This is a genomic window from Rhizobium sp. BK399 (genome assembly GCF_014194695.1).
Lineage (GTDB): Bacteria > Pseudomonadota > Alphaproteobacteria > Rhizobiales > Rhizobiaceae > Rhizobium.
The window spans coordinates 1-24,199 of record NZ_JACIAH010000021.1; the positions used below are offsets into that span (position 1 = coordinate 1).

The following is a 24,199-nucleotide window of genomic DNA, read 5'->3' on the forward strand; positions in this document are numbered from 1 at the left end:
ATTAGACCTTGCGCGCCGTTCTTCCTGGGCAATCTGGTCGTCGAGCCGCTCGCCGATCCTGATGGTCCGCTTGCGCACGGTGGCATGCGTTTCTGAAGCCCGGCACAGCTCCCAGCGGGGATTGCGCACCTCGACCGTGCCGAACACGGTTCGGATCCGGCGCGTCGTGTAGTCCTTGACCGGCCGGACGTGTGGCAATCCTGGCAGACCCGACGAAAGAGGGAATAGGTCTCCGCCTCGTGGCTCACGACCGCGCCCTGAAGCGCCGCCATGATCTTCTTCCCCGCTTCGATCGACAAGCCGACCTCTCCGTCGAACAGGCGCTCCCAGCTCTTGTCGACGCGCACCTCCCGATGGCAGACGTCGCCGAACTCGTTCTTCCCCTGGATCGTGATCGTCCACTCCACCGCCACCGTCGCCTCCTTGAGCAAAGCGATGGTCATGTACCATTCAGGCCTAACAATCCGTGCTCAACCCCGGAGAAGTTACCGGTCTCCACCGCAAATATCGGCTCAGCATTTGCGCAGCGCATTCATCAGACCTTTAGCACCACCACTGAAACACTATTGGTTCGGGTTCTTTCACAGGCTCCTGCTTTCGCTTTGAGCAACGGCGAAGATTTTATAGATGTTCTGAAGAGCCCATATTTCTTCTTGTCATGGTTGTCTTATGATGATGCGACTGATCGGTTTAACGCGCCGACCGCTGTCAGTGGAAGGATTCGACAAACGCGCGCTGAAAATGGTCGCCAAGCTGAATTCGTTCGGCGGCGACAGCCACGAGTGCCCGACGCAAACGCTGTTCGAAGACGTGGGATTGCGGCTGCCGTAAGCGACCATGCGGGGTTACGCTTTTCATTGTAATGCGATTTCCAAGGCCGGAACGATATTGAGCAAGGGTCAGACCCGCCTTGATGAGCAGTGCGCGAATATCAGGTCTGCGCTCGGCGGCAATGGAAATTCTAAATGCCGAGATGAGCATGCTTTTCGCAACGGGCAACTCGATCTCATCGATGAGATCATTTCCGATCTCGTTATCCCTTATGAAAAGCAGGAACTGATCAATGAATTGATTAGCTTCCGCCACCCGCTCATCGACCATGTCCTGGTGAAAGCTCTGAGTAGTCTGATCATGGCGGTACAGGCGCATCTGTGTCTCCTTTAGGGGGGAAACGCTGATGTATGATTTTGGTTCGTCGGGCGCTGCTGGCAAAACATCCTCACTCGAGTCGAAGCCGCCGGTTGGCGCTCAGGGGAGGCCGTCGCTAAAAGGCGCTTGCTTTTCGGTGAATGCTCGGTCGGTCGTGATAGCGCCACCTGTGAACACCTGGGACCGAGGCGGCTTGAGCGGCGTTGCTCGTCGAGCCGAGCAGCTTGTCGAAGCCGGCATCTAATTTAGGTCTCCGATCCCCTGCTCGCGTATTTGTTTCGCTTCAAGCTACGCTTGCGAAATGGTTTTCCCGTAATCGGTGCGCCTGGCGCAGGTTACACCGTTCCCGCGGTGCGCATTATGCCTATGATCCCCTGAAGCCATCTTCAGGAACCGCAATGACGACAGCTTCTCCAGTCGCGCCCTTGGCCATGTTGCCAACATTGGACCTTTCGAAATTCCACGCCGGTCCCGGCGAGCGCCTGGCCTTCATCGCAGATCTCCGCCACATTCTGCATGCCCATGGCTTCTTCTACCTCAAAGGGCATGGCGTTGATCCAGAGCTTATCGGGGACGTCTTAGCGACTGCGAAACGTTTCTTCGCGCTCCCAATGGAGGAGAAGCTCAAGATCGAAATGCTGAAGTCGCCGCACTTCCGGGGCTACAATAGAGCCGGGCAGGAACGCACGCGTGGTGCGCAGGACTGGCGCGAACAACTCGACATCAACACCGAAGCCGTCGCAACTGACATTGGGCCGGACTCGCCGCCATGGAAGTGGCTCCAGGGGCCGAACCAGTGGCCGGAAGCGCTACCCGAGTTACGGCCGCTTCTTCTGGCGTACCAAGCGGAAGTAACGCGCATCGGCATCGACATTCTCAGGGCTATCGCCGCGGCACTGGACCAGCCCGAGGGCGTCTTCGCGCAGATCTATGAACCTCAGCCGTCTCAGCTCCTCAAGATCATTCGCTACCCGGGACGGGATGTCGCGGAGACCGATCAGGGCGTCGGCGCGCACAAGGACGGCGGCTTCGTTACGGTGCTGCTGCAGGACACGACGCCGGGTTTGCGTGTTCGTGCCGAGGACGGGGAGTGGGTCAGTGTGCCGCCGGTGGCCGATACATTTGTGATCAACACTGGCGAACTCCTGGAACTCGCGACGAACGGGTTCGTGCGCGCGGATGTTCATGAGGTGGTCGCCCCGCCGCCTGGTGTCGAGCGCTTTTCGGTGGCGTTCTTCCTGGGATCCCGACCGGATGCAACGATACCGGTCATCGAGCTACCTGATGAGCTGAAACGGTCCGAGCGCGGAGTTTCAGTCGATCCGTTGAATCCGATCTTCCGCGAGGTTGGGATCAATCAACTTAAAAGCAGGCTTCGATCACATCCAGACGTCGCAGCGGCGCATCATGCCGAACTGGTCCGAATGATCCTGGAGCAGTGACGAGCCTAATCGCGATAACCATTTGGCAAGCCTCTGGACCTGCCGGCAAATTGGGGGCACGGCTCGCGGAGGTCGGTCGCCAACTTCAATTGCTTACTCGGCGAGCTCTGCGCCACGCAACCGTTCTTAGCGCCTTTCGGTCCGTATTTGATCTCGCTCAAAGAATTCTGCGTGATGTGAGTTACTCTCTAATCCGCTCGGTTACGACCCGTTCCCGAGCCCCGAGAGCTTGGCCCGTTTCTGAAGACGGGTCAAGACTTGTTCAAGGAGCGCGAACATGTCTGTCAGGTTCTCACAGCATTTCTGAAATCCTCTGGAGACGGTGGTGTCGTTCTTCTCGAGAATGAAGGCGAGCAGCGAACCGTCATCGTCGAACGCGAAGCATTGCTGGAATTTGCGTCGCCCCGCAGGGCAGACGAGTGCCGGTTGCAGCAGAGCATTGGACCGATCTGTGAAATAGCGGCTGCGAAATTGAGACAGCGCACGATCGGACCCTATGAGCGTATTCGGATCCGTGGCAGTGATGTCGTAAACTGGAAGCATACGGCGGAAATCCCGTTTCAGGACCGCATCTGAGACCCCAACGGCGGGTAGGCAACGTGAAGATCATTCGGGATATGGGCGGCGACTTTTGTTGTTGACGCCGAGCAAGTCGCGTCGAGGTTCGGTTTATCACAGGGTGCCATGCGACATAACATGAGCGGGGCGCGCTCGTCAGCATCGCCGAAATGGCGACTGGCGAAGACGGAGGGAACTGCCGTTTATCCCTGCGCGTCGGGAACCGGATATGGCGGGTGTCATCGGGCTGACGCAGGAGGATGGGCACCAGCGGATACTATGGCCGAACGGATTCACGTGCACTGCACGAGTGGACGCCAGTAACGCTTCTATAGGAAGAACTGACATCCGAACGAAACCGCGGCGATTGCCAGTGGCATTGTTAGCGCCATGGCAATGCTTTGCCAATCGGAAGGATATTCGACAGCGCGGTATTTCAAGTTCATATCAGATACTCCCGTACACAGGTATGAGCCTATCGGGTTCGCTGGCGATGTCTTCTCAAAATAAGTTTCTTGCTGAAATCTCAAGCGATGATGGGCATCCTGGTAGCGTGCCCGGTGCCCATGAATCACGCTAGACGTTGGCATTCCAGCGGCTGACTGGGGGCGCACTGCGCAGAAAGGTCTCCGCGCAACATGTTCGTCCCTCTCGCCAATTTCTGCGTTTCGATTTCGAGGGATGCCATGAAGAGTATCCATGCTTGTCGCCGTACTTGTCAGCACGCTTCACCTGTGCCTGAACTGCTAGCGATCGCTCACTTTCGAAATACTGCCGTGGCAAGTGATATTAAGTTCTCGGTATTTTATGACCTATGAGCGAGCTAAGGACAGTGAGCCAAAGCAACCGCGCCGCGAGAAGCGGTCGACGCATCAAATCCATCCCAACAAGGATCCGCCCGAATGGTCGGAGTGGTATTTGTGTTACCGAACGGATCCGGCTTCGCGCCTACTCAATCTGGGAAGCCGAGGGCAGCCCGGAAAATCGGCACGAAGACCATTGACTTCAGGCCGAACACGAGATCCTCCACGAGTTCGATATCCTCGAGGGAGACGACGTGCCCAGCCTTGCAGCCCTTCGGGAAGCTGCTCGCGAGCACACCGACACTTTCCTCGTTCTGGCCGACCTCATCGACGCCGATCAGCGCGAGGCGGCGTCAGGTACGCGCGAGCAACCATAGCGGCGAGTGCTTCGGCCAGGGGGCGTCTCTTGGAGAAAACCGACACCCGCGATAGGGTGCCGACAAACTCGGCCGGGGAACCTCATGGACGCGCTCAATATAGCTGCGATCGCCTTTTTCATATTGGTCTGGATTGCAATCGAGCCGTTGATGGCATTGGGCTGGCCGCGGCCCAACGACAGCCTTTCAGTCGACATGGTCCGCGTGCGATCTGCGTGGATGCGGGAGACCTTAACCCGCGACAACAACTTCATCGGCGACGCCGCCATCCTGGGGCACACGATCAACTCGGCGTCCTTCTTCGGATCCGCGAACCTGATCATCATCGTCGGCCTCAGCGGCGCGCTCTTCATGGAGCCGAACTACGGCAACGGAAACGGTCTCATCGCAATGTTCGCGGCCAAGGATCCCGCATGGCTGTTCCAGACGAAAGTCCTGCTGATCATCGCGACGCTTCTGCGTGGGCTGTCCGATTTCATCTGGGCTGTGCGGCAGCTCAACTATTGTCTTGCCGCAATCGGCGCCAGTCCATCGCGGCAGGAGGAGCGCGATATCGCGGCATGGACGGAAGCGCTGACGATGGTCCTCAACCCGGCACTCCGATCGTTCAGCGTCGGCGTCCGCTCCTATTACTTCACTGTGGCGGCGGCGTTCTGGTTTCTTGGACCAATTCCATTCGCGATGGCCACTGTGCTCGGTGTTTGCCTGCTAATATGGCGCCAATCTTGGTCAGATACCGCGAAGGGGATTATGGCCATTCGCAAGCTGTTAGACTGAGCTCCGTACAGCGCCTGGCAAATAGCGCGCGGTTACTGACCATGATCCGGTTAATCACTTCAAGATCTTGGAGCTGGGGGCGGGGCGGGACATGACCCCCAGACAGACTGGCGACGTGTCGCAAACCCCTTCCACTTCGGCGACCAGAACGGAATCAGACCGGGCGTCAGGGCCGCTCCGATGGGTGCCACTTCCCGACCGTCGGACTTCGAACCTTCCTTTTCAGAACCCATGGGGATTTCCTCCTGCGCCTCAACGTGCAGGAGGTTCGAAGGTTCGGATCGGCGTCGCTCGATTACCTCAGATTTTTTGATCCCTGAGCGCACCAGGCAGGATCCCGGTCGGGAAATCTTGATAACAGACAGGCCTTAGGAAGCGGTAGATAGCAAGCGTGCCCACGGAAGTGGATCTGCCATCTGCGGTGGCCGGGTAGGGGCCGCCGTGGACCATCGCCGGAGACACCTCCACTCCAGTCCCGAAACCGTTGACCAGCAGGCGGCCTGCGAGCATCTCAAGCTTTGGAACGAGACGACCAGCGTCGGCCTCGTCGTCGTTGTCGATGAAAAGCGCGACCGTCAGCTGTCCTTCGAGTGCATCGATGACGGCCTCAAGCTGCGCAAGGTCGGGGCAGCGAACTATAAGGCCTGCGGCGCCGAATACCTCGTCCTGAAGCTCTTCGTGAGCAAGAAAAGCTGTCGATGTCGTCTCAAACAGTGCTGCCGCACCCTCGAACTCGCTGCCGGGCTTTCCCGATGCGACGGCTCGCACTTCCGGATGGGCCCGAAGCCGTGCTACTCCTTCGCAGAACGTCCGCGCGATCGATGGGGTAAGCATCGCCTGCGGCGCGACTGCCGGGAGAAGTTCTGTGGTCTTCGCGATGAAGGCATCGAGAGCTTCACCATCTACAGCAAGGAGCAGACCGGGGTTGGTGCAGAACTGTCCAGCGCCTAGGATCAACGAGGAAACGAAGGCTTTCGCGACGCCCTCGACGTTCCTCGCGAGCGCGTTCGGAAACAGAATGACAGGGTTGATGCTACTCATCTCGGCGTAGACCGGGATGGGCTGCCGCCGCTTCGACGCGATGTCCATCAACGCCGTGCCGCCGCGACGTGATCCGGTAAAGCCCACGGCGCGAATTCTGTGATCGGCGACGAGCCTCTGACCGACCTCGAAGCCTGTGTCGAAGAGCAGCGAAAAGGTGCCGGGATGAAGACCGCTGGCGGCGACAGCCCGCTGGGCGGCGCGCCCCACCAGTTCCGATGTGCCCGGATGGGCCGAGTGCGCCTTGACGACGACAGGGCAGCCAGCGGCGAGCGCCGACGCAGTGTCCCCACCAGCAACGGAAAAAGCGAGTGGGAAATTGGACGCGCCGAAGACTGCCACAGGTCCGACCGGAATGTTGCGAAGCCGCAGGTCGGGCTTAGGAACGGGCGTTCGAGAAGGATCCGCAGCGTCGAAGCGGAGTTCCTGGAAGCGCCCGGCACGGACTTCCCGTGCGAACAATCGAAGCTGCCCAGTAGTGCGGTTCCTCTCGCCCTCAAGCCTCCCGCGGGGTAGTCCGGTTTCTGACATGGCGCGGACGATCAGTTCGTCGCCGATTGCCTCGATCTCGGCAGCAATCTTCTCAAGGAAAGCAGCTCTGCTTTCGAGATCGGTCTCACGGTACGATGCAAAGGCTTCCCACGCTTGCATCGCGGCCGCGTCAACCTGATTGGGTGACGCGCCGCCGAACGACACAGGAAGTGCCTGCCCGGTCGCTGCCTCAGTTGCGTGGAACTGGCTGTTCGAGCCGCGCTCTTCCTTCCCCGCAACCAGCAGGCTTCCGTTCAGTGTCATGACCGATGTCCTTTCAGAAATTGTTGAATCGCCGATATAGGGATCCAGTTGGCTGTTTTCAGCCTAGCTAGGCAGCCTTTCCTTTCGGCAACAGATGCCCCTCACGGCTAGCTCCTAGTGCGGACGAGATTTGAAGCCTGCTCTAATTACTCAGAGCATTGAACAGAATGGCCTGGAGGGCCGCAGTACGACTGTCGATCGTCGGTGTCTCCGCAATGTAAGACCGACCGCCTACGTTTCACTCTCAGTCCGGACAATACGCCAAAGTTGGGGTATCGGCCCGCCTCACTGCAGCCGCGCGCAGCAACGAAACGGCAGCTCCGCTACTAGCTTGCCGTTGCAGTCCGTAATCTCAAACGTCATGTCGCCAACGGACTCGTCCAGGGTGATTGCCTCGGCGACAATACGGCGGGCAACCGCAATCGCTTCCGCTACGCAATCCTTCGCCTGGATCTCGATGCCCTCGTAATCTGGGTCGATTACTTCTGCGACGCGAATGTGGAAATGAAACCTACTCATCGAGGACGTCGCCTCCCCATGGATTGTTGACGACGGCGACCCACCGGCCATCGGCCTGAAGAGTGAGCACGTCCGCGGTCGTTCTACTGACTTCTTCCGTGGAGGGCGCGCCATCTATGATGTAGCGGGCAGTCCATCGCGCATGGTGAAGGGCGATATTGCCCCGCTGGATCACGACGCGGTCGTCGACCACCAGGAAGCGAAGGCGCCGCGCGAGTCCAACGAAGCCGTCACCTATCGCGGCCCGACCGACTGCCTGCCTGTCTGGCTCGACCAGCAGCACGCCGTTCTCTGCGAAGTGAGCGGCAGCCTCGTCGACGCGACCGCACTGCCACATGTCGCGGATCGCCAACATCGTCTCCGCAGGGGTCATCACGCACTTCGTTCTCACGGCAACCTCCTTAGCTCGGCATGATGGCCTCACGGCGAATAGTGGCTGAACACGAAGTCTTTCGATGCGTCGAGCTTCACGTGGCAGGCAAAGCAGCTCTTGATCAGCGGTTCGCTTGGGTTAGCGACGCCATTCTCGAACTGACCGTAGCCCCAGCCACCCGTGTCGGCGTATGTCTTCGAATCCTTCACCGAGAACTGCACATTGGTCGGGTCGCCGGCGACGAAGGATTGCGGCGCCGGGAAGACCTTGTCGTTCTCCGGAGACGATTGGTAGACGTAGGCGAGCCTCGCGATGATGGCGCCATCCGGAAACGGCCTCGTTCCTTCTCGAAATGCCTTGATCGCGATGTCGTTGCCGAGGACCGCTCGGATGTCGTTGTTCTTGCCAGCTTCGTGCGCGACTGTGATCAGCCGCCATTCCCTATATTCTTTGGGAATCTTCACTCCGTAGATCGGCGAGGCGTCGCCTGTCAGGCCGCTGGTCGCAGCAGCAGAGGTGCCGAGGATGACAAGTGCTGAGACCGCTAGCTTCGTTTTCGACATCACATTCTCCTTCGGGATCTTGCTGGGCGCCGATCAGTGTCCGGCGGACGGATAGAGCAAGTCGACACATCGCAACGCCAATGCGCCGCCAGCAAACTGCACCGCAATGAAGAGGGCTACTGCCGTCACCGAAGCGCTCGACGGCGACAAGAGCAGGCTGATGGCGACGGCGGGGTTGGCGATGGATCCGGTCGGTGTGGCGATGATCGCGCCCAGTAGCCAGAGGCCGACTGCGAAAGGCCCGGTCATCTTGTTGGTGCTACGGCTGCTGCAGAACACGACCATCATCAGCCCGAACGTCGACAGTGCCTCGCTTACGACAGCGGCGGTATTCGGAAGCTCCCCAGTCGGTGGGCTTGGTGGGACCGCGAACATGAGATCGACCAAGACGGCGCCTGCTGTTCCTCCAAGGATCTGTGCGGCCACGTACCAGGTCGTGCACTCGAGACCGCGCTGTCCCGCGCGCCACTGAAGAACGGTTATGACCGGGTTGAAGTGGCCGCCCGACACCGAGCCAAGAGCCAGGATCAGTCCGATCAACGTGCCGGATATAGCCATGGCCGACGAAATCGGCGCAGCTTTTCCGCCGATCCCGGCGCCCAGCAGGGCGACCATCAGCAACATCGTGCCAACGGCTTCGGCGAGCGACCGTCTGACCAGCGGCGCGCTGGCGTCGTCCTCGACGAAGCAGCGGGATGCGCGCGGGGGCACGAGCTTCAGGAGTGAGCCCTCCATCGATCCTCCACGGCCGACATCTGCCTGGCCAGTTCCTCGGGCGTTATCAGACGCTTCTGAAACGCGATGTTGGCGAAGGCCGCGATCCAGCGCTCATAGTAAGTGAGCTTGCCGACCATCTCCGACCCTAGGGCTTCGACGCCGCGGCGCTTCTCCTCGGTGTTGATGATCTTGTGGAAATCGAGCACGTCGGCGAGCGCGTGGCACCGTTTCTCCCAGGGGAGGAGTTCGTGATCGGTCTGCTCGATCTTAGGTGCTTCCAGCCCGCCGATGTCGTTCGGCAGTCGCTTGAGAAGTTGTTCGCTTCCGGTCATGCCGCTATTCCTTCGGTTGGAGAATTGACGGGTATCACGCCGATCATCGCATCACGGGTGACGAGCGCGGCGAGTTGCTCTTCGCTGTATCCCTCAGTTCCAGGAGGGCGCATCGGAAGCACGAGGTAGCGTTGGATCGCCGTAGAGTCGCTCACTCTGACCTCCACGTCGTCGGGGATGATCGTCCCAAACTCCGCCAGTACCTTTCTCGGCTCGTAGACCGCGCGGGCACGGTAGGGCTTCGCTTTGTACCAGTCGGGTGGCAGCCCGAGGACTGGGCGCGGGTAGCAGGAACAGAGGGTGCAGACGATGAGATTGTGGACCTTCGGTGTGTTCTCGAGAACGATGAGTTCCGTCAGATCATAGAAGGTGATGCCGAGTTCCTCGCAAGCGGTGCGGCCGTTCTCGAGCAGGCGTGATTTGAAGTCCTGGTCCGTCCACGCGCGAGCGACGACCTTGGCGCCCAAAGCAGGGTTCCGGGAGTCCAGAACCTCGATCTGGTGTCTAATCTCGTCGGCGCCGATGTAGCCCTTCTCGATCATCAGTTCTTGGAATGCTTGCTCCATGATATCGTAGTAGCCCGGCTTCTCGGTTGTTTCGATCGGCGCGTGCGGGTGCCCGTGCTCGGTGCCATGATCGTGGTCATGTTCTTCATGGACGGTCATCGTCGAGTTCCTCCAGCCAGGTTTCGAAGACTTCGATGCGGAGATTGTCGCCGGGCGATCCGGCGTAGTCCTTCCAGATTTCGGTCATCGGGACGGCGATCCTGTAGTACACGCCAAGCGATCCGGCGTTCCGTCCGAACCCTTCCTCCTCGTTGTTGACGGCCCTCGGAGACATGATCGCCTCGATCACGGCTTCCTTGCCACGAAGGTACGTGGGGACGCGGTAGTGACCGACTGGAGTCAGGTTACCGACGCGGACGCGCTGTCCAACGCGGAGCCGGGGCAAGTCGGCGCGGGCGGGGACAACGCCTTCTATCTTCCTTTGTCCGGGAACGGGGTTCATCGCTACCTCCTGCATTACCGAAGAGGGTACGAAGGAGACAGGCTTCGATCTTTCGTATTCGTGCGATGGCGGATTTTCGAACTTGCGGCGGGCATCGAACGAATACGAAAGATCGCGTTCGGGATCCTGCTCATGATGTGAGCGTCAAAATCCTTCAGGAGACTTTCCATGACGCACATCGTCACTTACCCGGCGCCTGCCGTGCCGCTAACCGCAGGCGAATTGCTTCCATGGGTCCTCTTCGTCGGGCTTCTCTCGCTCATGACCCTTTATTTCGTCGGGGCCGAGCAGGGCGCAACATCACTCGTCCAGGGGAACGCCGTCCACGAGTTCGTGCACGACGGCCGTCACCTCCTCGGCTTCCCCTGTCACTGAGGTGCGGCGATGCTTCAGCGACTTCTCCTCGCAGGAATGCTGTCCGGCCTGATCGTGGCGCTCCTGTCCTTCGCCTTCGCGCGGGCGTTTTCCGAACCGACCGTCGAACGGGCCATCGTTCTCGAAGAACGGAGCACTGCCGATCATAGCCATGCGGAAGAGGAAACCGTCAGCCGGGCCACTCAGCGCAATCTCGGTCTCCTGACGGGGATCGCAAGCTACAGCGTCGCGCTCGGCGGCATTCTGGCAATCGGCCTCGGATGCCTGCACGGCCGGCTCGGCCTCGGGCCACGCTCAACTGTGTGGACGCTGGCATCATTGGGATATGTCTCGCTTGTTTTCGTCCCGCAGTTGAAATATCCCGCCAATCCTCCTGGCATCGGTAGCGCAGAGACGATCGGCAGTCGAACAGAACTCTACTTCCTGCTAATCCTGCTATCCCTTGTTTCGATGGCCCTTTCCTTCTGGATCGGCGTCCGCATCCGGCGCAGTCACGGCGGGATGTTCTCGGTGCCAGTCGCAGCGGCGGCCTTCGCACCGATGGCGATGATCCTCGTGTCTGCCCTTCCTGATACTTCGGAAGTGCCGCGCGACTTCCCGGAAAGCCTTCTATTTACATTCCGAGCGCAGTCGGCAATTCTCCAGCTTATCGTCTGGGGAGGCCTTGGCGCAGTCTTCGGACAGTTCGCAAAACGTATCCTCGACCCTCGGGTACCGAGGATCTCTGCAAACGCCGGGATTCCGAATGCCTGATTCAGGTACCCCACGTTACAGCAACTTGGCGGAGTGGCTCGTCGGAAGAGACAAGGAGCTTTGTCGCTGATGGACGAGGGCTCGGGAGCGGTGGAGGCACGCAGGTCGGACGCCCACGACGTCGGCCCATTCATGCGCGCTGTCGTGGCGATGTCCGGCGCAAGGCGCGGGTTCCTCATCGTAGGACGGGGCAATGAGCTCACGGTGGCTGCAATGGCAGACACTTCTTCGGTAGCGTTGTCATCCGGGAGGCTTGGAGCGTTCGACATCGACGAAGCGACGGTGCGCGAGGTTGTCTCGACGGGGCGGGGCAGGAACAGGCACTCGATCGTCTGCCTCCCGGTCGCTCTGCCGAAACCGAATGACGGTGCGATCTATCTCGAAATGCCCGACGGCGCGGCCCCTGTACGGGTCGAAGATCTCGAGTGGCTTGCGACGGCATTCTCGGCCGCGGCAATCGCCAACAATTTCCATGGTCAGATTGACACCGCCCCTACAGCGGTCAGGGCGGCAGACGACCCCAGACTAGGGTGGGACATGATACCAGCCCTTGCCTGGATCGGGGCGGCGGACGGAGGATTTGAGGACGGCAACAAGCAGTGGTTCGAATACACGGGGCTCACCCGCGAGACTGCAGTCGGCTTCGGCTTCGTCTCCGCATTTCACCCTGACGATGTCGACAAGGTCATCAAGGTCTGGACGGATCTGTGCACCTCGGGCAAGCCAGGAGGCGTCGAGGCTCGAATGCTCCGGCATGACGGCGAGGCACGCTGGTTCGTTCTGCGTGCTGTTCCTCTGCTGGATGACGATGGCAACGTCATTAGATGGTACGGGGTCAATACCGATATTGACGAGCTCAAGCGCATAGAGTTCGAGCTGGCACAGAGCCAGCTGGTGATGGCAGTCGCCCAGCGTATCATCGAGACGGGCACCTGGTCCTGGGACATGGCGACGGACGTGTTCACATGTTCGCCCGAGTGCGCCAGCATCGTAGGTCTCGATGCCAACGAAATTACCTTCGAAACACTAAGTTCCCGCGTCCATCCGGACGATAGGCAGATGGTCGCTGAAGCCCATCAACGGGCCTTGCAGGGCGAGGAGCTGAACGTCGAACATCGGTTCCTCCTTCCGGATGGTACCGTCAAATACATACATGCTCGTGGGCGGCTCATCCTCGACGAGGTTCAGTCTCCTCGCGCATACATCGGCACGATCGTGGACGTGACCGAGACCCGCCTTGCTGAGGAGAGGATACGAAGTTCCTTGGAGGACGCGCAGCGCGCGCAGGCATCGCTCGCAGAAGCCCAGAAGCTCAGCCACGTCGGCAGCTACCGGATCAAGCCGTCTAAGGGAGAGGTCGTCTGGTCTGAGGAGACCTACAACATCTACGGTTTCGATACGTCGATGGCGCTGAGTTCGAAGGTGATCAGAGAGCGAGTGCATCCGAGTGACCGCGAAATGGTCGCCGCTGTCTTTGACAAGGGCCTACGCGACCGCCAGCCATGGGAGATCGAGCATCGGCTCCAGTTGCCCGACGGATCGATCCGGTACGTCCACTGCGTTACACGCGTAGAGACGAACCCGGAGGAGGAACCGGAAGTGTTCGGCGCCATCATCGACATCACGGAACGGGTAAGGAGCGAGGAGGCGCTCCAGAAGGCGCAGGCAGACATTGTCCGGATGAACAGGCTTACGGCGATGGGGGCGGTGACCGTCTCGATCGCTCACGAAATGAACCAGCCACTGATGGCAATCGTCACGAACGCCGCGACTTGTCTGAGTTGGCTCGACCGCGATGTTCCCGACGTTGCGGAAGCCAAGCTTGCGGCCAAGCGCCTTGTCGAGGAAGGAAAGAGAGCGGGCGACGTGCTGCTGAACGTCAGGAGCATGGCCCGGAACTCACGGCCATCCATGGGCGTGGTCGATATCGGGGAAGTGATCTCCCATGTGCTGACGATGCTCCGCACCGAATTCAGGATCCGCCAGATCGATGTTTTCGTCTCCGTTTCTACTGGTATTCCGGCGATACGCGGCGACAAGGTTCAGCTCCAGCAGGTGCTTCTCAACCTCATGCTGAATGCTGCCGAGGCCATCGGAGCCAACGACGGCGCGCGAAGGATCGACCTCACCGCCGAAGAGGACGGTTCGCGATCTGTCGTGGTGAGGGTCGAGGACACGGGAGAGGGGATCGACCCCATTGCGTCGGAACGGATCTTCGAAGCATTCTTCTCCACCAAGCAACAGGGCACTGGGATGGGCCTGGCCATTTCCAAGTCGATCATCAGTGCCCACAGCGGCACGCTGTCTGCCCGGCCTAGAGCAGGCGGCGGCGCCGTGTTCGAATTCTCGATACCGTTTGCGGGGGAAAGCAGATGAATCAGAAGCCACGCGACGACGGCGCCTGCCATATCGTGGTGATCGAGGACGACATCGGTGTACGGGAGTCGCTGGTCGGCCTGCTGCGCTCTATGAAGTTCAACGTGACGGCATTCTCCTCGGCCGCCGACTTCATGGCAAAGGGAAAGCTGACGAGCGTGGGATGCATGATCCTCGACGTCCGGCTTCCCGGCCAGAGCGGTATCGAGTTCTTCGAGGAGGTCAGGGCAGGCGGCTTCCAAAGGCCCGTTATCTTCATGAGCGGCCATGCCGACGTTCCGATCGCGGTGCGGGCGATGAAGGCAGGAGCGGCTGAGTTCCTGACGAAGCCCGTCCGCGAGCAGGACCTTCTCGACGCCGTGAACAAGGCGGTGAAGCTGGACAACCGCACCACATTGAAGCAGCAGGCTGCTAGCAATGCACGAGCCGACTTCCAATCCCTGACGAAGCGGGAACAGGAAGTGCTGGCCCGCGTTGTCGAGGGTCAAAAGAACAAGCAGATTTCGGCCGCCCTGGGCATTACCGAGGCTACAGTGAAGCTCCATCGGGGTAACGTGATGCAGAAGATGCATGTGCTGACGCTGCCGGAGCTGGTGCGCCACTACGACTTGCTGGAATTGAACGAGCCTTTCGGCCACGCCAAGGATTGAGCCATGATCGCAATGACAAAGCCTTCGCTGGTGGTGTGTGTCGAGGACGACGAACCCGTGCGAGATGCCTTGAGAGGACTGCTGCGGGCATCGGGCATAAACGCGGCGTCGTTTGCTTCTGCCGAGGAATTTCTCGACTCCGACGAATTGCAGACGGCGACTTGCCTGGTGACGGATATACAGCTTGGAGGCATTTCGGGCCTCGATCTCCTGGATCGGCTTGCCGGGATGTCCGTGGTCATTCCCTCCATCCTCATAACCGCGCATACCGACGTTGCGGCGGGCGACCGCGCACGAAGCTCGGGTGCCATGAAGGTCTTCCTGAAGCCTGTCAGCCCGAGCGAACTGCTGCAGGCGATTCGGACGGCGCTGGCAAACGCCTCCTAACGGCGCCTCACCGCATCTTGCTCGACTCTGGGCAATCACAGGCGCAATCTCCTAGCCACTTAAGGGCCGCAGGACTGACAAGTCGCGATCGCAGGTCCGGAGATTTCGGAGACCACCATGGCCGACGCCAGTCTGAAGCTTTTGAGTGCCCGAGAGGTCAAGGGCCCGTCGCGGTTGCTCGCGAGAATGAAGCGGAACCGCGGCTTGTCGTCGACGCCCCCCTGCCAGAGCCGCTGTCACACGGGCGCGTGTTCATTCAGTACCGGACAGAAAACATTCCCATCGTTCCGGTATTTGGAGTGGGTGCCCTCGACGTCTCGCCAAGGAAGCCCCTGCACATCACGGTCGACGACCTGCCATGGCACTTCGTCGACGCGAACGGCCAGACGCTCATCGTGGTCGGGCTGAAGCCCGGCCGACATAGGATCCTCATCGAGCTTGCGGATCCAACGCATTGGGTCATTACCTCGGAGACGATCGAGTTCGCCGTCCCGAACGCAGACTGAATAACTTCATAGCTCCCAAGGCGATCGCAGCGGTTCAGCTCCCCTACTGCAAGGCCGTCCCCTCGCTTAGCCGCGATCACCTCATGAGAGACCCCCGCTCTTTCCCCGGCGGGGGCCTCTTTCCGCACGTCGAACCGTCGAGAGATCGCCATGTCGCAGCAGGACGTTCAGTTGTGCGCAACCCCATCGCCGTCGAGGCCCTTCAGTTGTCGGACGGCGCGCTTCTGTCGCCCGAGCCGACCCCAGATGAACTCCACATGTGGCGAGCCAATCTCGCCCTGGACATCGAGGCTGCGCTGAGGCGCCAGGCCGCCGCGCGGCTTCGCAGACGGCTAGCATTTCCCCGAGACGATCAAGTCACGCAGGTCTCCGTTGTCATCTTGGCATGGATCGCGGCCTTGCAGGTCTCTTCCTCGATCGCCAACTGTCACGACGACGGACGAACACGTCCAAGACTGTTCCCAAAGAACCAATACGATCGCCAGCAGCGTCCGCGCGCGCCTGCTCGCGCACGAATGGATGGCTATCATGACAGGAAGAACATTGATCGAGATGTCGCCCAGTGAGAGAGCAGACATGCTGATGCTCGTGGTGAACGCCCCTGGAAAGCGTCGCCGAGGATGCCGGCGAGCGAGGTGACCTGAAATCCGCCCGAAATGCGACCTATCTCGCATGCTCGATTCGAGGGTGCGGCATCGAAGCTTCTACGGATATGCTTCGGGCCGCGGAGATTCTGCTAGAGCAGGGCATCAGTTACGTCGTGAGCCTTTCCGAACGCTTTGAGGGCGTCTCGGACGAATCCGACGAACCTGAGGTGTCTTCAGAGCACCAGTCTCGTATCCTTCATTGAGGCAGCCTAAGGAAACAAATTGGCCTACGAACCAAAGCCCGGCGAGATCTGCATCTTCGACAACGAGAAGGCTGGACACGAGAACGCACCGGATCACCGCGGCTACTTCGTGGCACATCGCGACATTAAAGCGGGTGAAAAAATTCCGATCGTCCTGTGGACGGGCAGGCCTGGAAGCGTCCGTACCTTCGGCGGACGCATATCAGAGCGACAGAGTTCGGATGCGGACACGGCGGCTGTCCCGGCCGACCTGTTCGGCAATCCGCTGGAGAAGTGAAGGCTGCGCGTCAGCCCTCACTTTGTTTCACGATTTGAAGTTTTGGCGATGGGCGCACCAACGGACGCCTCCGGAGCAGCCGGAGATGGCTGGCCTCGACCGCCGCGTCGACGATGGACTTCCAGTCTTCTTCGGCCTGGCGGGCGAACTCGACGAACAGGATTGCGTTTTTTGCCGCAAGGCCGATGAGGCCGATCTGGGTCAGGACGTTGTTGTCCATGTCACGAAGGAATACACCAATCAGGGCCGCCAGGACGGCGAGAGGGACGATCAGAATGATCGCGAGGGGAAGGACCCAGCTCTCGTATTGGGCGGACAGCGCAAGGAATACGAAGATCACCGACAAAGCGAAGATGAAGGTCCCGGAGCTGCCCGTGTGTGTCTCCTGGTAGGCAAGTTCGGTCCATTCAGGTGCAGCCCGGAGGAAGCACCTTGGCCACGATCTCCTCCATCTTCTTGATCGCTGCTCCGGTGGAGGTGCCCGGCGTCGGGTTCCCCTGCAGCGGTACCGAGACATAAATGTTATAGCGCTGGACGAGCGTCGGCCCGCTCGTATCCTGGATGTCCATGAGGGTTCCGAGCCGGACGAGGGCACCCTTTGCCGACCTCACCTTGAGTGCGAGGATGTCGTCCCTGTCCATCCGGAATTGGCGATCTGCCTGAGCCCGGAGGTCGGGACGTCGAGCTAGCGCGCCTTGTCGCGGTCGATCTCCAAATAGTATTCGGGGCTCGATTCCGAGAGGTGGTGAAGACGCCTGTCAGTCCTTCATCGGCGGCGCAGCCCGGCGGCAGCTCCCGCAACGAGTGTCAGAGTGTTCGCAATAGGATGGGTGCAGCCGACGCGTGGAGGTGCCGAAGGAGAGACGACCGGGTCCCCATTGACGTCGACGGCACTCGGTCGGCAGGGAGGCGGACACCTGCCGACTGGTTCTGTCAGGCCGCGTGGTGCTCGACCTTTGGGAAATCGACCTCGGTCTTGAAGACCTCGTTCATGTAGTTGGTGAAGGTGTTTGCGGCGACGTGGGCAACGATTTCGAGAAGCTCCTCGTCATCGAACCCAGCGGCTCTCATTGCATGCAGCTCGTCTTCGCTCACGGATCCACGCTCCTCGGCGACCTTGACCGCGAACTTCACGGCAGCATCGGCTCGCGCATCCGAGGATCCGCCGCGCCGAGCTGCCGCGATCTCGTCGATACTGAGCTTGGTCACGTGGGTTCCGGTGTAGGTGTGAGCGGCGAGGCAATAGCCGCACCCGTTCTTCTGGGCGATAGCAAGCGCGATTCTCTCGCGGATCTTCTTGTCCAGCTTGCCCTTGCCGAGCGCGCCGTTGAGCCCCGCATAGGCCTCTAGTACCGCTGGACTGTTGGACATCATGCGGAAGACGTTCGGGACGCCGCCCATTTGCTTCTTGATCGCCTCGAGTCTCGGGCGAGCAGCCTCGGGCGCCGCTTCGATGGAAGGATGCAGAGTTACGCGTGTCATCTCAGGACTCCTCAAGAAAGGGCTGGGTGCCGCTAGTGCAGCTCGTGGGATGGACGATCGGGGTCGATGACCGGGAGATCGATGGTCGTGGCATTGCGTCGACGAAGCCCCCGGACGGACGACGTGGGACGGCTGCGGCGAGCGTTGCGCCATCTGCGTGGGGTGACGGAGGTCATCTTCTTGAAGACCGTCGTAAAATGAGGCTGGTTCTGGAACCCGCATTGAAGGGCGATGTCCACAAGTGGGAGATCAGTTCCCAGCAGCAGCTTCGCGGCTTCCTGAATGCGAAGACGCAGAAGGAATTCATGTGCGCTCATCGAGGTGGCCGCCTTGAAGGTGGCGGCGAAGTGCGCGCGCGAGAAGCCCGCGACGTCCGCCAGCTCTTCAAGGGTCAGGCGCTGGTCGAGCCTCGCTTCTGCATGGCGCCGCACTCGGTTCAGCCGCCAGGTGGACAGGGGATGCACGCGGGGCAGGGACTGATAGCGCTCGAATGCCCGTGCCGAGAATTCGCGCGCAAGGTCGCTTCTTCGCGCCGCCGAGCTTTCCGACACGTCATCGATCAGTTCTGAGAGACGCTCGTCACGAATGTTAAAGCGGCCGCCGATGACCTGGCAAGGCCAGGAGTGCCGTTCGCGCAGGAACGTCAGGACGTACAGGCAGGCATCCGACTGCAGCTCCACGGAAATCGGATCAGAGCCTTCGATGAATGCGATGCTGTCTTCCACCAAGACGCCCTGATAGAGGACGCATCCTTTCTGCTCGAGGCGAAGCTCGGAATCGCGGTCTGCAAGGATGAAGGTGCCAGCTCCAGCGCTGAGCGAAGTGGTGATCGCGCGGCTTCCATTCTCGCGGGTGAGCTTCGCAAGGAAGATGTTGGGGTCAGCAACTTGATAGTGCTCCACATGCAGGCAGTCATCGAAGGTTTCGAAGACGTCGCCTGTCATGCCCAGGCTCACCTTGATGGCGATATCGGGGTGCATGTCATGCTCCTGTTGTTAACGGTGTTGCGGGGACGCCAGGCCTAATCCTCGGCGGCGCGCTCGATCATCGCTGCGACCTTGTCGGGGTGCGAGATCATCACGACGTGGGACGACCCCTTGACCTCCACCGCTTCCTTCGCGTTAGCGCGCTTGGCCATGTAGGCATGCAGTGCGGGAGGAAGGTTTTTGTCCTCGGAGCCGAAGATGAAGTGCGAGGGCAGAGACTTCCACGCGGGTTCGGTCGATGGCTCTTCGAAGGCTTCTGCCGCGATCGGGCGCTGCTCGGCTCCCATCAGCGCTGCCTTGTCCTTCGGCACGTCAGCCGCGAACTGTTTCCAGAACTTGCTCTGCTCGATGTAGAGGTCGTGCTTGCCATCCGGCTGAAGGACAGGCGGTGCAAGCGTGCCGCCCAGCGTGCTACCGGAGAACTTCTTGCCCAGCTCGCTGACGCTCTCACCGTTCTCCGGAGCAAGGCCGGACACGAAGACGAGTGACTTGACCCCAGTATCCTTGATCGAGACGTCGCTGATGACCGACCCACCATAGGAGTGACCGACGAGCACGATTGGGCCTTTGATCGACTTCAGCACCTGGCTGACGTAATCGGAGTCGTATTTCAGACCCCGCAGAGGGTTGGCGATAGCGACGACTGGATAGCCGTCCTTCAGGAGTTTTGTCGCCACGCCGTCCCAGCTCGCGGACTCTGCGAAGGCGCCGTGCACGAGAACGACGGTTGGTTTGGAGGCGGCGAGCGCTGATCCGCTCAGCAGGAGTGCTGCCAACATTGCGGTGCTTGAAAGGAACTTCTTCATGGATGTCACCTCTATGAGCGCCGGGATCCGAATGTCCCTATGGCACTGGTTTCATTGAGGTGACGCTACATCTTGCGGCGCGGAGATAGTGTGAGATGTCGGGAAGGGGTGTGAGACGATGTTGGGCGGGCAGGAGGCTGTCCGGCGCAAAAAGCGCACCGCAGGTCATCCCCTGCGGTGCCCTCGGTATCGGGGCTTTGTCCAATAGCATGAACAGCTTGGCCAACGCGGTCACGCGCGGTCTGCGCCTACGAGAAGGCGAGCCTGAGTTGGACCTCACTCGGTGTCCTTGGCTAGGCGGATGTCTATCTCGCGCTCCATAAAGCTCCATTCCTTCGTCGCCCTAAGTTCGCTCAGCACGTCTTCGAATGCGGGCTCGTCGGCAGGAGCGAAGTCGAGGAAGCCTAGAAAATCGAAGGGTGCATCCATTTCCAGATCCCGGCAGTGGAGCAGCCGCCGGGCGATCGCGGGCAGAAAGCGCAGTCCTATCGCAATATGATGCGACTGCTCCTCGAGAACGGCGCGGCGTTCGTCCTGTGTCATTGCCCACCAGTCGGCGGACTTTTGCAGTAGGATGAGAGCGGCTCTTGTCGCTTCCGGGCGGCCGATCGGCTCCTGCCTTTCCACGAGCGAACGCTTTTCGTCACGTGTAGTGTATCGGTCGTTGGTGGCGACCCCGCGAAGGATCCAGGCGGCGTCGGATGCTTCCGCCGGGCCGTTCCCTGAAAGCATGGCCACTCGGGATACCGCAGCTAATGGTGGTCCCAAGAGGGCGCGCTGCGAAACGACGATCCATCCGCCCTGGTTGCCGCCAACAAACGTCGTTGCTCTCGGGTTCGGTGCGCCGAAATCGGTCATGAGAAGCTCCAGGGAATCTGGTCGGCGATCAGGCGTTGATGGCCATATCCACCGCAGACAGCAGATCCTGATGCCGCACTGGTTTCGTCAGGAACTCGACAGCGCCGGCCTTCATGGCGCGAACCGACATCGGAATGTCCGCGTTGCCGCTGATGAAGACGATCCGCTGACGGAGACCCGACTTCATGAGTTCGGCCTGGAAGTCCAAGCCGCTCTGTCCGGGGAGGCCGACGTCGAGTATCAGACAATCCGCGCGATGTACACTGTCGCTTTCCTCATAGGCCTTCACCGAGGGAAATGATCCCACGCAGTGACCGACCGACCGGAGGAGCCCGGTTATTGCGCGTCGGACGCCATCGTCGTCGTCGATCAGGACTATGTACGGCTTGTCCTTGTCAACCTTCTCTACGATGTCGATTGTCGGCTGCGGTGCGATGCCAAGGGAAGGGGCCAGGCCACCTTGCGGCGCTGTATCGTCCCGAACGAGCATGTATCCGCGGCGAACGATAGTCTTGATCATATCCCCGTGGTCGCCCAGCGCCCTACGAAGCGAGCCGATCTGGAAACGGAGGTTGCACTCCTCGACGACCATCGACGGCCAGACCTCGTCGAAGATCTCTTCCTTGCTCACGATGCCACCGTTGTGCCGCAGGAGGACCATGAGTAGATCGAACGCGCGTCCACCGATCTCTCGGGGTCGGCCGTCCATGAGGAGCTGTCTCGAGTGGGGGACGGCGCAGAAGCGGCCGAAGCTTATGGCGTCGTCGCCTGTTTCGCGCGGCCCATGGTGCGGTGGCTGTGCGTCCCGAGACTTCGGACGGTCTGTCGAATTTGCGAACGGAACTTGCATGGCTGACTCCCCAGTCGGCTGCGGATGTCGCCGCATGTGTGGGATCGCGAAGTTGGCTTCGTTCTCTTCCCCGGCCCGCGGAGGCATCGACATCAATGTGTGATCGCGAGAGCAACCTAGCCCCGCAGGCAATGGTGAACAATCCGACTCTTGTCGCTAGAACACGGCCAAGGTCGATGCGGACTCGACCTTAGTCTAGGTTTCCCGAGCGGATCTGGACATCTCACGGGATCTCACCCGGCTTCACGACAACTACCTCGTGATCGTTGCCGGGGAAGAGTATTGCTCAATCGACTTGAGCATAATGGTTCAAGCGGATCTGGCACCGAGCTAAAATAGCTCCGCATTGTGCAGATCGGCTTTCCTCGATCGAAGCTCGGCCGAATTTGGATCGAGGCCGCCACCACGCTTCCTCCCAGCGTGGTGGCACTTCTTCAGGCACGCTGTCAACCAATGGAGCGGGTAATGACCAAACACGACTATGCCTTATCAAGACGCGGTTTCTGCCTTTGCTGCCTTGGCGGCGCGACGGTTGCCGCCACGGGCGCGTGGCTGACGCCCCGCGCGGCCTTCGCGGCCGCCAAGAGCCAGGTCCTGATCATCCGCGAGGCCGCCGCCAAAGCCGACATCGCGACCACAAAACTTCGCGGCGGCGTGAACGTACTCGTCGGTTCGGGCGGCAACGTCGCCGCCGTCACTGGCAAGGACGGCAAGCTGCTGGTCGACGCCGGAATAACCGCCACGCGTCCGCGTCTGGAAAAGGCTCTGGCGGATATCGGTCCGGAGCCGATCACTCATCTCATCGACACTCACTGGCACTTCGACCATACCGACGGCAATGAATGGCTGAACTCCGAAGGTGCCGCCATTATGGCGCATCCGAACACCCTGAAGCATCTCGAAGCCGCCACCCGCGTCGATGACTGGAACTTCGACTTCCCACCGTCCCCGAAGGGCGCGCTGCCGACCCGCCTGATGAAGGGCAACGAGGAAACGCTGAAGCTCGACAACAAGACGATCAAACTCAGGTACTACGGCCCTGCTCACACCGACAGCGACATTTCGGTGTTCTTCGAGGAGGACAACGTGATCCATGTCGGTGACACGCTTTGGACCGGGCTATACCCCTTCATCGACTCCTCGACAGGCGGCAGCATCGACGGCCAGATCGCCGCGGCAGAAGCGAACATAAAGATGGTCGACAAGGAGACCGTCGTTATCCCTGGTCACGGCGACATCGCGAACCGCGAAGACATCAAGGTCTGGCTCGACATGCTCGTCGGTGCCAGAGAGGAGGTGGCCAAAATGAAAAAGGCTGGCCGCTCCGTCGAGGAAACCATCGCTGCCAACCCGACCAAGCAATGGGACGCCAAGTTCGGCCAGTGGGTGATACCTCCGGCGCTCTTCACGCGTGTTGTCTACGAAGGCGTCTGAAGGCATTCTGGCCCGAGGGCTGCCGGAGGAGGGTGACTATGGACATCGCGCATCAGGTCTCGAGCGACGTAGCCTTCACGACAAGCGTGAAGGCGATCCAGGAACGCAAGGGGTCTCGACGTTCGTATTTGCGGATGGAAGAGCGTGGTGGGTGGGCGACCACGATCACACCCGACCTAAAAGACTACATCGAGAAGCAGATCAGCGTGTTTCTCGCCACGGTAAATTCCGAGGGTCAGCCATACATCCAGCATCGTGGCGGCCCTCCGGGGTTTCTTCGGGTGATTGACGAAACGACGATCGGCTTCGTCGACTTCGTTGGAAATCGGCAGTTCATCTCGCAGGGAAACCTGGTCGAGAACGACAAGGCACATCTTTTTCTCATCGACTACGGCAGTCGATCCCGGGTGAAGATCTGGGGTACTGCCAAGGTCGTCGAAGGTGACGAGGAAACGGTCAAGAAGTTGATGCCCGAAGGATACGCAGCGAGGCCGGAACAGGTGATTCTCTTCAAGGTGACGGCCTGGGATGCGAATTGCCCGCAGCATATCCCGCTGCGGTTTGAGGCAGACGAGGTGCTCAAGGCAATCGAGACAAGGGATACGCGCATCAGGGAACTGGAAGCGCAAGTCGCAGCATTGAAAGCGGCTGCCACCAATCATGGATAGGGACGACAAATGACCCGCCCACCACTGCCACCCTTCACCCTTCAGTCCGCGACCGAGAAGGTCCGGCTTGCCGAGGACGCCTGGAACACTCGGGATCCTGCGAAAGTCGCGCTCGCCTACACGGTCGACAGTCGCTGGCGGAACCGCGCAGAGTTCGTGGTCGGTCGTCCGGCGATAGAAGCATTCCTTGCTCGGAAGTGGGCGAAGGAGCTTGATTATCGACTGATCAAGGAACTCTGGGCCTTCTCAGGAAATCGCGTCGCGGTCCGCTTTGCCTACGAACACCACGACGACAGTGGCACCTGGTTCAGAGCCTATGGCAACGAGAATTGGGAATTCGACGCCGACGGTTTAATGAAGTACCGTCATGCGAGCATCAACGAGCATCCGATTAAGGAAACGGACCGCGCCTTCAAGTGGCCGCTCGGCCGCCGCCCGGACGGGCATTGGGGATTGAGCCATTACGGTTTCTAGCGCCGCAGGAAAC

At 60.3% G+C, this 24,199-nt stretch carries 28 protein-coding genes and 3 pseudogenes; 15 read left to right on the forward strand and 16 right to left on the reverse strand.

What is annotated here, in order from left to right:
* A pseudogene (locus FHT97_RS27130) lies at window positions 1-443 on the reverse strand (hypothetical protein); the annotation flags it as partial.
* Window positions 444-708: 265 nt separating this feature from the next.
* Window positions 709-1,149: a hypothetical protein gene (locus tag FHT97_RS27135; RefSeq protein ID WP_183864775.1), complete on the reverse strand. Its 441-nt coding sequence runs from the start codon at window positions 1,147-1,149 to the stop codon at window positions 709-711.
* Window positions 1,150-1,547: 398 nt separating this feature from the next.
* Between FHT97_RS27135 and FHT97_RS27140 the strand changes: the two genes are divergently transcribed.
* The 4 genes and pseudogenes from FHT97_RS27140 (at window position 1,548) to FHT97_RS27155 (ending at window position 5,106) form a co-directional block, all read left to right on the forward strand.
* A complete protein-coding gene (locus FHT97_RS27140) occupies window positions 1,548-2,591 on the forward strand; it encodes an isopenicillin N synthase family oxygenase (RefSeq protein WP_183864776.1) in 1,044 nt (347 codons plus the stop codon).
* A gap of 258 nt (window positions 2,592-2,849) precedes the next feature.
* Window positions 2,850-3,167: a hypothetical protein gene (locus tag FHT97_RS27145; RefSeq protein WP_183864777.1), complete on the forward strand. Its 318-nt coding sequence runs from the start codon at window positions 2,850-2,852 to the stop codon at window positions 3,165-3,167.
* A 910-nt stretch (window positions 3,168-4,077) separates the two neighbouring features.
* Window positions 4,078-4,329, forward strand: a pseudogene (locus FHT97_RS30690) (DUF2934 domain-containing protein); the annotation flags it as partial.
* A gap of 84 nt (window positions 4,330-4,413) precedes the next feature.
* Window positions 4,414-5,106, forward strand: a complete 693-nt coding sequence (locus FHT97_RS27155; protein ID WP_183758863.1) for a DUF599 family protein — start codon at window positions 4,414-4,416, stop codon at window positions 5,104-5,106.
* 300 nt (window positions 5,107-5,406) lie between these two features.
* On the opposite strand, the gene FHT97_RS27160 is transcribed toward FHT97_RS27155, so the two are convergent.
* The 8 genes from FHT97_RS27160 to FHT97_RS27195 all read right to left on the reverse strand — a co-directional run bounded on the left by FHT97_RS27160 (window position 5,407) and on the right by FHT97_RS27195 (window position 10,454).
* Window positions 5,407-6,942 carry an aldehyde dehydrogenase (NADP(+)) gene (locus FHT97_RS27160; protein WP_183864778.1) on the reverse strand — a complete coding sequence of 512 codons (1,536 nt, stop codon included), beginning with the start codon at window positions 6,940-6,942 and terminating at the stop codon, window positions 5,407-5,409.
* 285 nt (window positions 6,943-7,227) lie between these two features.
* A complete protein-coding gene (locus tag FHT97_RS27165) occupies window positions 7,228-7,461 on the reverse strand; it encodes a hypothetical protein (RefSeq protein ID WP_183864779.1) in 234 nt (77 codons plus the stop codon).
* On the reverse strand, window positions 7,454-7,852 hold the full coding sequence (locus FHT97_RS27170) for a nuclear transport factor 2 family protein (RefSeq protein WP_183864780.1): 399 nt from the start codon (window positions 7,850-7,852) through the stop codon (window positions 7,454-7,456). Before FHT97_RS27170 ends, FHT97_RS27165 begins: the two co-directional genes overlap by 8 nt.
* A 29-nt stretch (window positions 7,853-7,881) precedes the next feature.
* Complete coding sequence (locus FHT97_RS27175; RefSeq protein ID WP_183758871.1) at window positions 7,882-8,397, reverse strand: cytochrome P460 family protein; 516 nt, start codon at window positions 8,395-8,397, stop codon at window positions 7,882-7,884.
* A gap of 33 nt (window positions 8,398-8,430) precedes the next feature.
* Window positions 8,431-9,132 carry an aquaporin gene (locus FHT97_RS27180; protein ID WP_183864781.1) on the reverse strand — a complete coding sequence of 234 codons (702 nt, stop codon included), beginning with the start codon at window positions 9,130-9,132 and terminating at the stop codon, window positions 8,431-8,433.
* Entirely contained in the window at window positions 9,114-9,446 is a 333-nt protein-coding gene (locus tag FHT97_RS27185) for an SH3-like domain-containing protein (protein WP_112643342.1), read from the reverse strand. Before FHT97_RS27185 ends, FHT97_RS27180 begins: the two co-directional genes overlap by 19 nt.
* Entirely contained in the window at window positions 9,443-10,111 is a 669-nt protein-coding gene (gene nthA, locus FHT97_RS27190) for a nitrile hydratase subunit alpha (protein ID WP_183864782.1), read from the reverse strand. The genes FHT97_RS27185 and nthA overlap by 4 nt, the downstream gene beginning before the upstream one ends.
* Window positions 10,098-10,454 carry an SH3-like domain-containing protein gene (locus tag FHT97_RS27195; protein WP_183864783.1) on the reverse strand — a complete coding sequence of 119 codons (357 nt, stop codon included), beginning with the start codon at window positions 10,452-10,454 and terminating at the stop codon, window positions 10,098-10,100. Before FHT97_RS27195 ends, nthA begins: the two co-directional genes overlap by 14 nt.
* Before the next feature lie 168 nt (window positions 10,455-10,622).
* On the opposite strand from FHT97_RS27195, the gene FHT97_RS27200 reads away from it, so the two are divergent.
* From FHT97_RS27200 to FHT97_RS27235, 8 genes are all read left to right on the forward strand, one after another.
* The gene (locus tag FHT97_RS27200; RefSeq protein ID WP_183758879.1) at window positions 10,623-10,829 is read left to right on the forward strand and encodes a CbtB domain-containing protein; all 207 of its coding nucleotides are present in this window, start codon (window positions 10,623-10,625) and stop codon (window positions 10,827-10,829) included.
* Window positions 10,830-10,838: 9 nt separating this feature from the next.
* Entirely contained in the window at window positions 10,839-11,582 is a 744-nt protein-coding gene (locus FHT97_RS27205) for a CbtA family protein (RefSeq protein ID WP_183864784.1), read from the forward strand.
* Between the two features lie 69 nt (window positions 11,583-11,651).
* Window positions 11,652-13,958: a PAS domain-containing protein gene (locus tag FHT97_RS27210; protein WP_183864785.1), complete on the forward strand. Its 2,307-nt coding sequence runs from the start codon at window positions 11,652-11,654 to the stop codon at window positions 13,956-13,958.
* Window positions 13,955-14,608 (forward strand): response regulator, encoded by a 654-nt coding sequence (locus FHT97_RS27215; protein WP_183758884.1) that lies wholly within the window; start codon window positions 13,955-13,957, stop codon window positions 14,606-14,608. Before FHT97_RS27210 ends, FHT97_RS27215 begins: the two co-directional genes overlap by 4 nt.
* Before the next feature lie 3 nt (window positions 14,609-14,611).
* Window positions 14,612-14,995, forward strand: a complete 384-nt coding sequence (locus tag FHT97_RS27220; RefSeq protein ID WP_113163030.1) for a response regulator — start codon at window positions 14,612-14,614, stop codon at window positions 14,993-14,995.
* A gap of 17 nt (window positions 14,996-15,012) precedes the next feature.
* Window positions 15,013-15,501: a DUF6130 family protein gene (locus FHT97_RS27225; protein WP_246712804.1), complete on the forward strand. Its 489-nt coding sequence runs from the start codon at window positions 15,013-15,015 to the stop codon at window positions 15,499-15,501.
* Window positions 15,502-15,674: 173 nt separating this feature from the next.
* Window positions 15,675-16,067, forward strand: a complete 393-nt coding sequence (locus tag FHT97_RS27230; RefSeq protein ID WP_183864786.1) for a hypothetical protein — start codon at window positions 15,675-15,677, stop codon at window positions 16,065-16,067.
* A 303-nt stretch (window positions 16,068-16,370) separates the two neighbouring features.
* Window positions 16,371-16,628 (forward strand): hypothetical protein, encoded by a 258-nt coding sequence (locus tag FHT97_RS27235; protein WP_183758888.1) that lies wholly within the window; start codon window positions 16,371-16,373, stop codon window positions 16,626-16,628.
* 10 nt (window positions 16,629-16,638) lie between these two features.
* Here FHT97_RS27235 and FHT97_RS27240 read toward each other — a convergent pair.
* The 6 genes and pseudogenes from FHT97_RS27240 to FHT97_RS27265 all read right to left on the reverse strand — a co-directional run.
* Window positions 16,639-17,396, reverse strand: a pseudogene (locus tag FHT97_RS27240) (efflux RND transporter permease subunit); the annotation flags it as partial.
* Between the two features lie 165 nt (window positions 17,397-17,561).
* A complete protein-coding gene (locus FHT97_RS27245; RefSeq protein ID WP_183758890.1) occupies window positions 17,562-18,110 on the reverse strand; it encodes a peroxidase-related enzyme in 549 nt (182 codons plus the stop codon).
* A 32-nt stretch (window positions 18,111-18,142) separates the two neighbouring features.
* The gene (locus tag FHT97_RS27250) at window positions 18,143-19,090 is read right to left on the reverse strand and encodes an AraC family transcriptional regulator (protein WP_183758892.1); all 948 of its coding nucleotides are present in this window, start codon (window positions 19,088-19,090) and stop codon (window positions 18,143-18,145) included.
* A 41-nt stretch (window positions 19,091-19,131) separates the two neighbouring features.
* The gene (locus FHT97_RS27255; RefSeq protein ID WP_183758894.1) at window positions 19,132-19,902 is read right to left on the reverse strand and encodes an alpha/beta hydrolase; all 771 of its coding nucleotides are present in this window, start codon (window positions 19,900-19,902) and stop codon (window positions 19,132-19,134) included.
* A gap of 276 nt (window positions 19,903-20,178) precedes the next feature.
* Window positions 20,179-20,760, reverse strand: a complete 582-nt coding sequence (locus FHT97_RS27260) for a chlorite dismutase family protein (protein WP_183758897.1) — start codon at window positions 20,758-20,760, stop codon at window positions 20,179-20,181.
* A gap of 28 nt (window positions 20,761-20,788) precedes the next feature.
* Window positions 20,789-21,469 (reverse strand): response regulator, encoded by a 681-nt coding sequence (locus FHT97_RS27265; protein WP_246712805.1) that lies wholly within the window; start codon window positions 21,467-21,469, stop codon window positions 20,789-20,791.
* A 606-nt stretch (window positions 21,470-22,075) separates the two neighbouring features.
* Here FHT97_RS27265 and FHT97_RS27270 point away from each other — a divergent pair.
* Genes FHT97_RS27270 through FHT97_RS27280 form a run of 3 tightly spaced genes read left to right on the forward strand, consistent with a single transcriptional unit; the run spans window position 22,076 to window position 24,186 of the window.
* Window positions 22,076-23,044, forward strand: a complete 969-nt coding sequence (locus FHT97_RS27270) for an MBL fold metallo-hydrolase (protein ID WP_183864788.1) — start codon at window positions 22,076-22,078, stop codon at window positions 23,042-23,044.
* A 38-nt stretch (window positions 23,045-23,082) separates the two neighbouring features.
* Window positions 23,083-23,712, forward strand: a complete 630-nt coding sequence (locus FHT97_RS27275; protein WP_183758903.1) for a pyridoxamine 5'-phosphate oxidase family protein — start codon at window positions 23,083-23,085, stop codon at window positions 23,710-23,712.
* A 9-nt stretch (window positions 23,713-23,721) separates the two neighbouring features.
* Window positions 23,722-24,186 carry a nuclear transport factor 2 family protein gene (locus FHT97_RS27280; protein WP_183758905.1) on the forward strand — a complete coding sequence of 155 codons (465 nt, stop codon included), beginning with the start codon at window positions 23,722-23,724 and terminating at the stop codon, window positions 24,184-24,186.
* Window positions 24,187-24,199 lie beyond the last annotated feature (13 nt).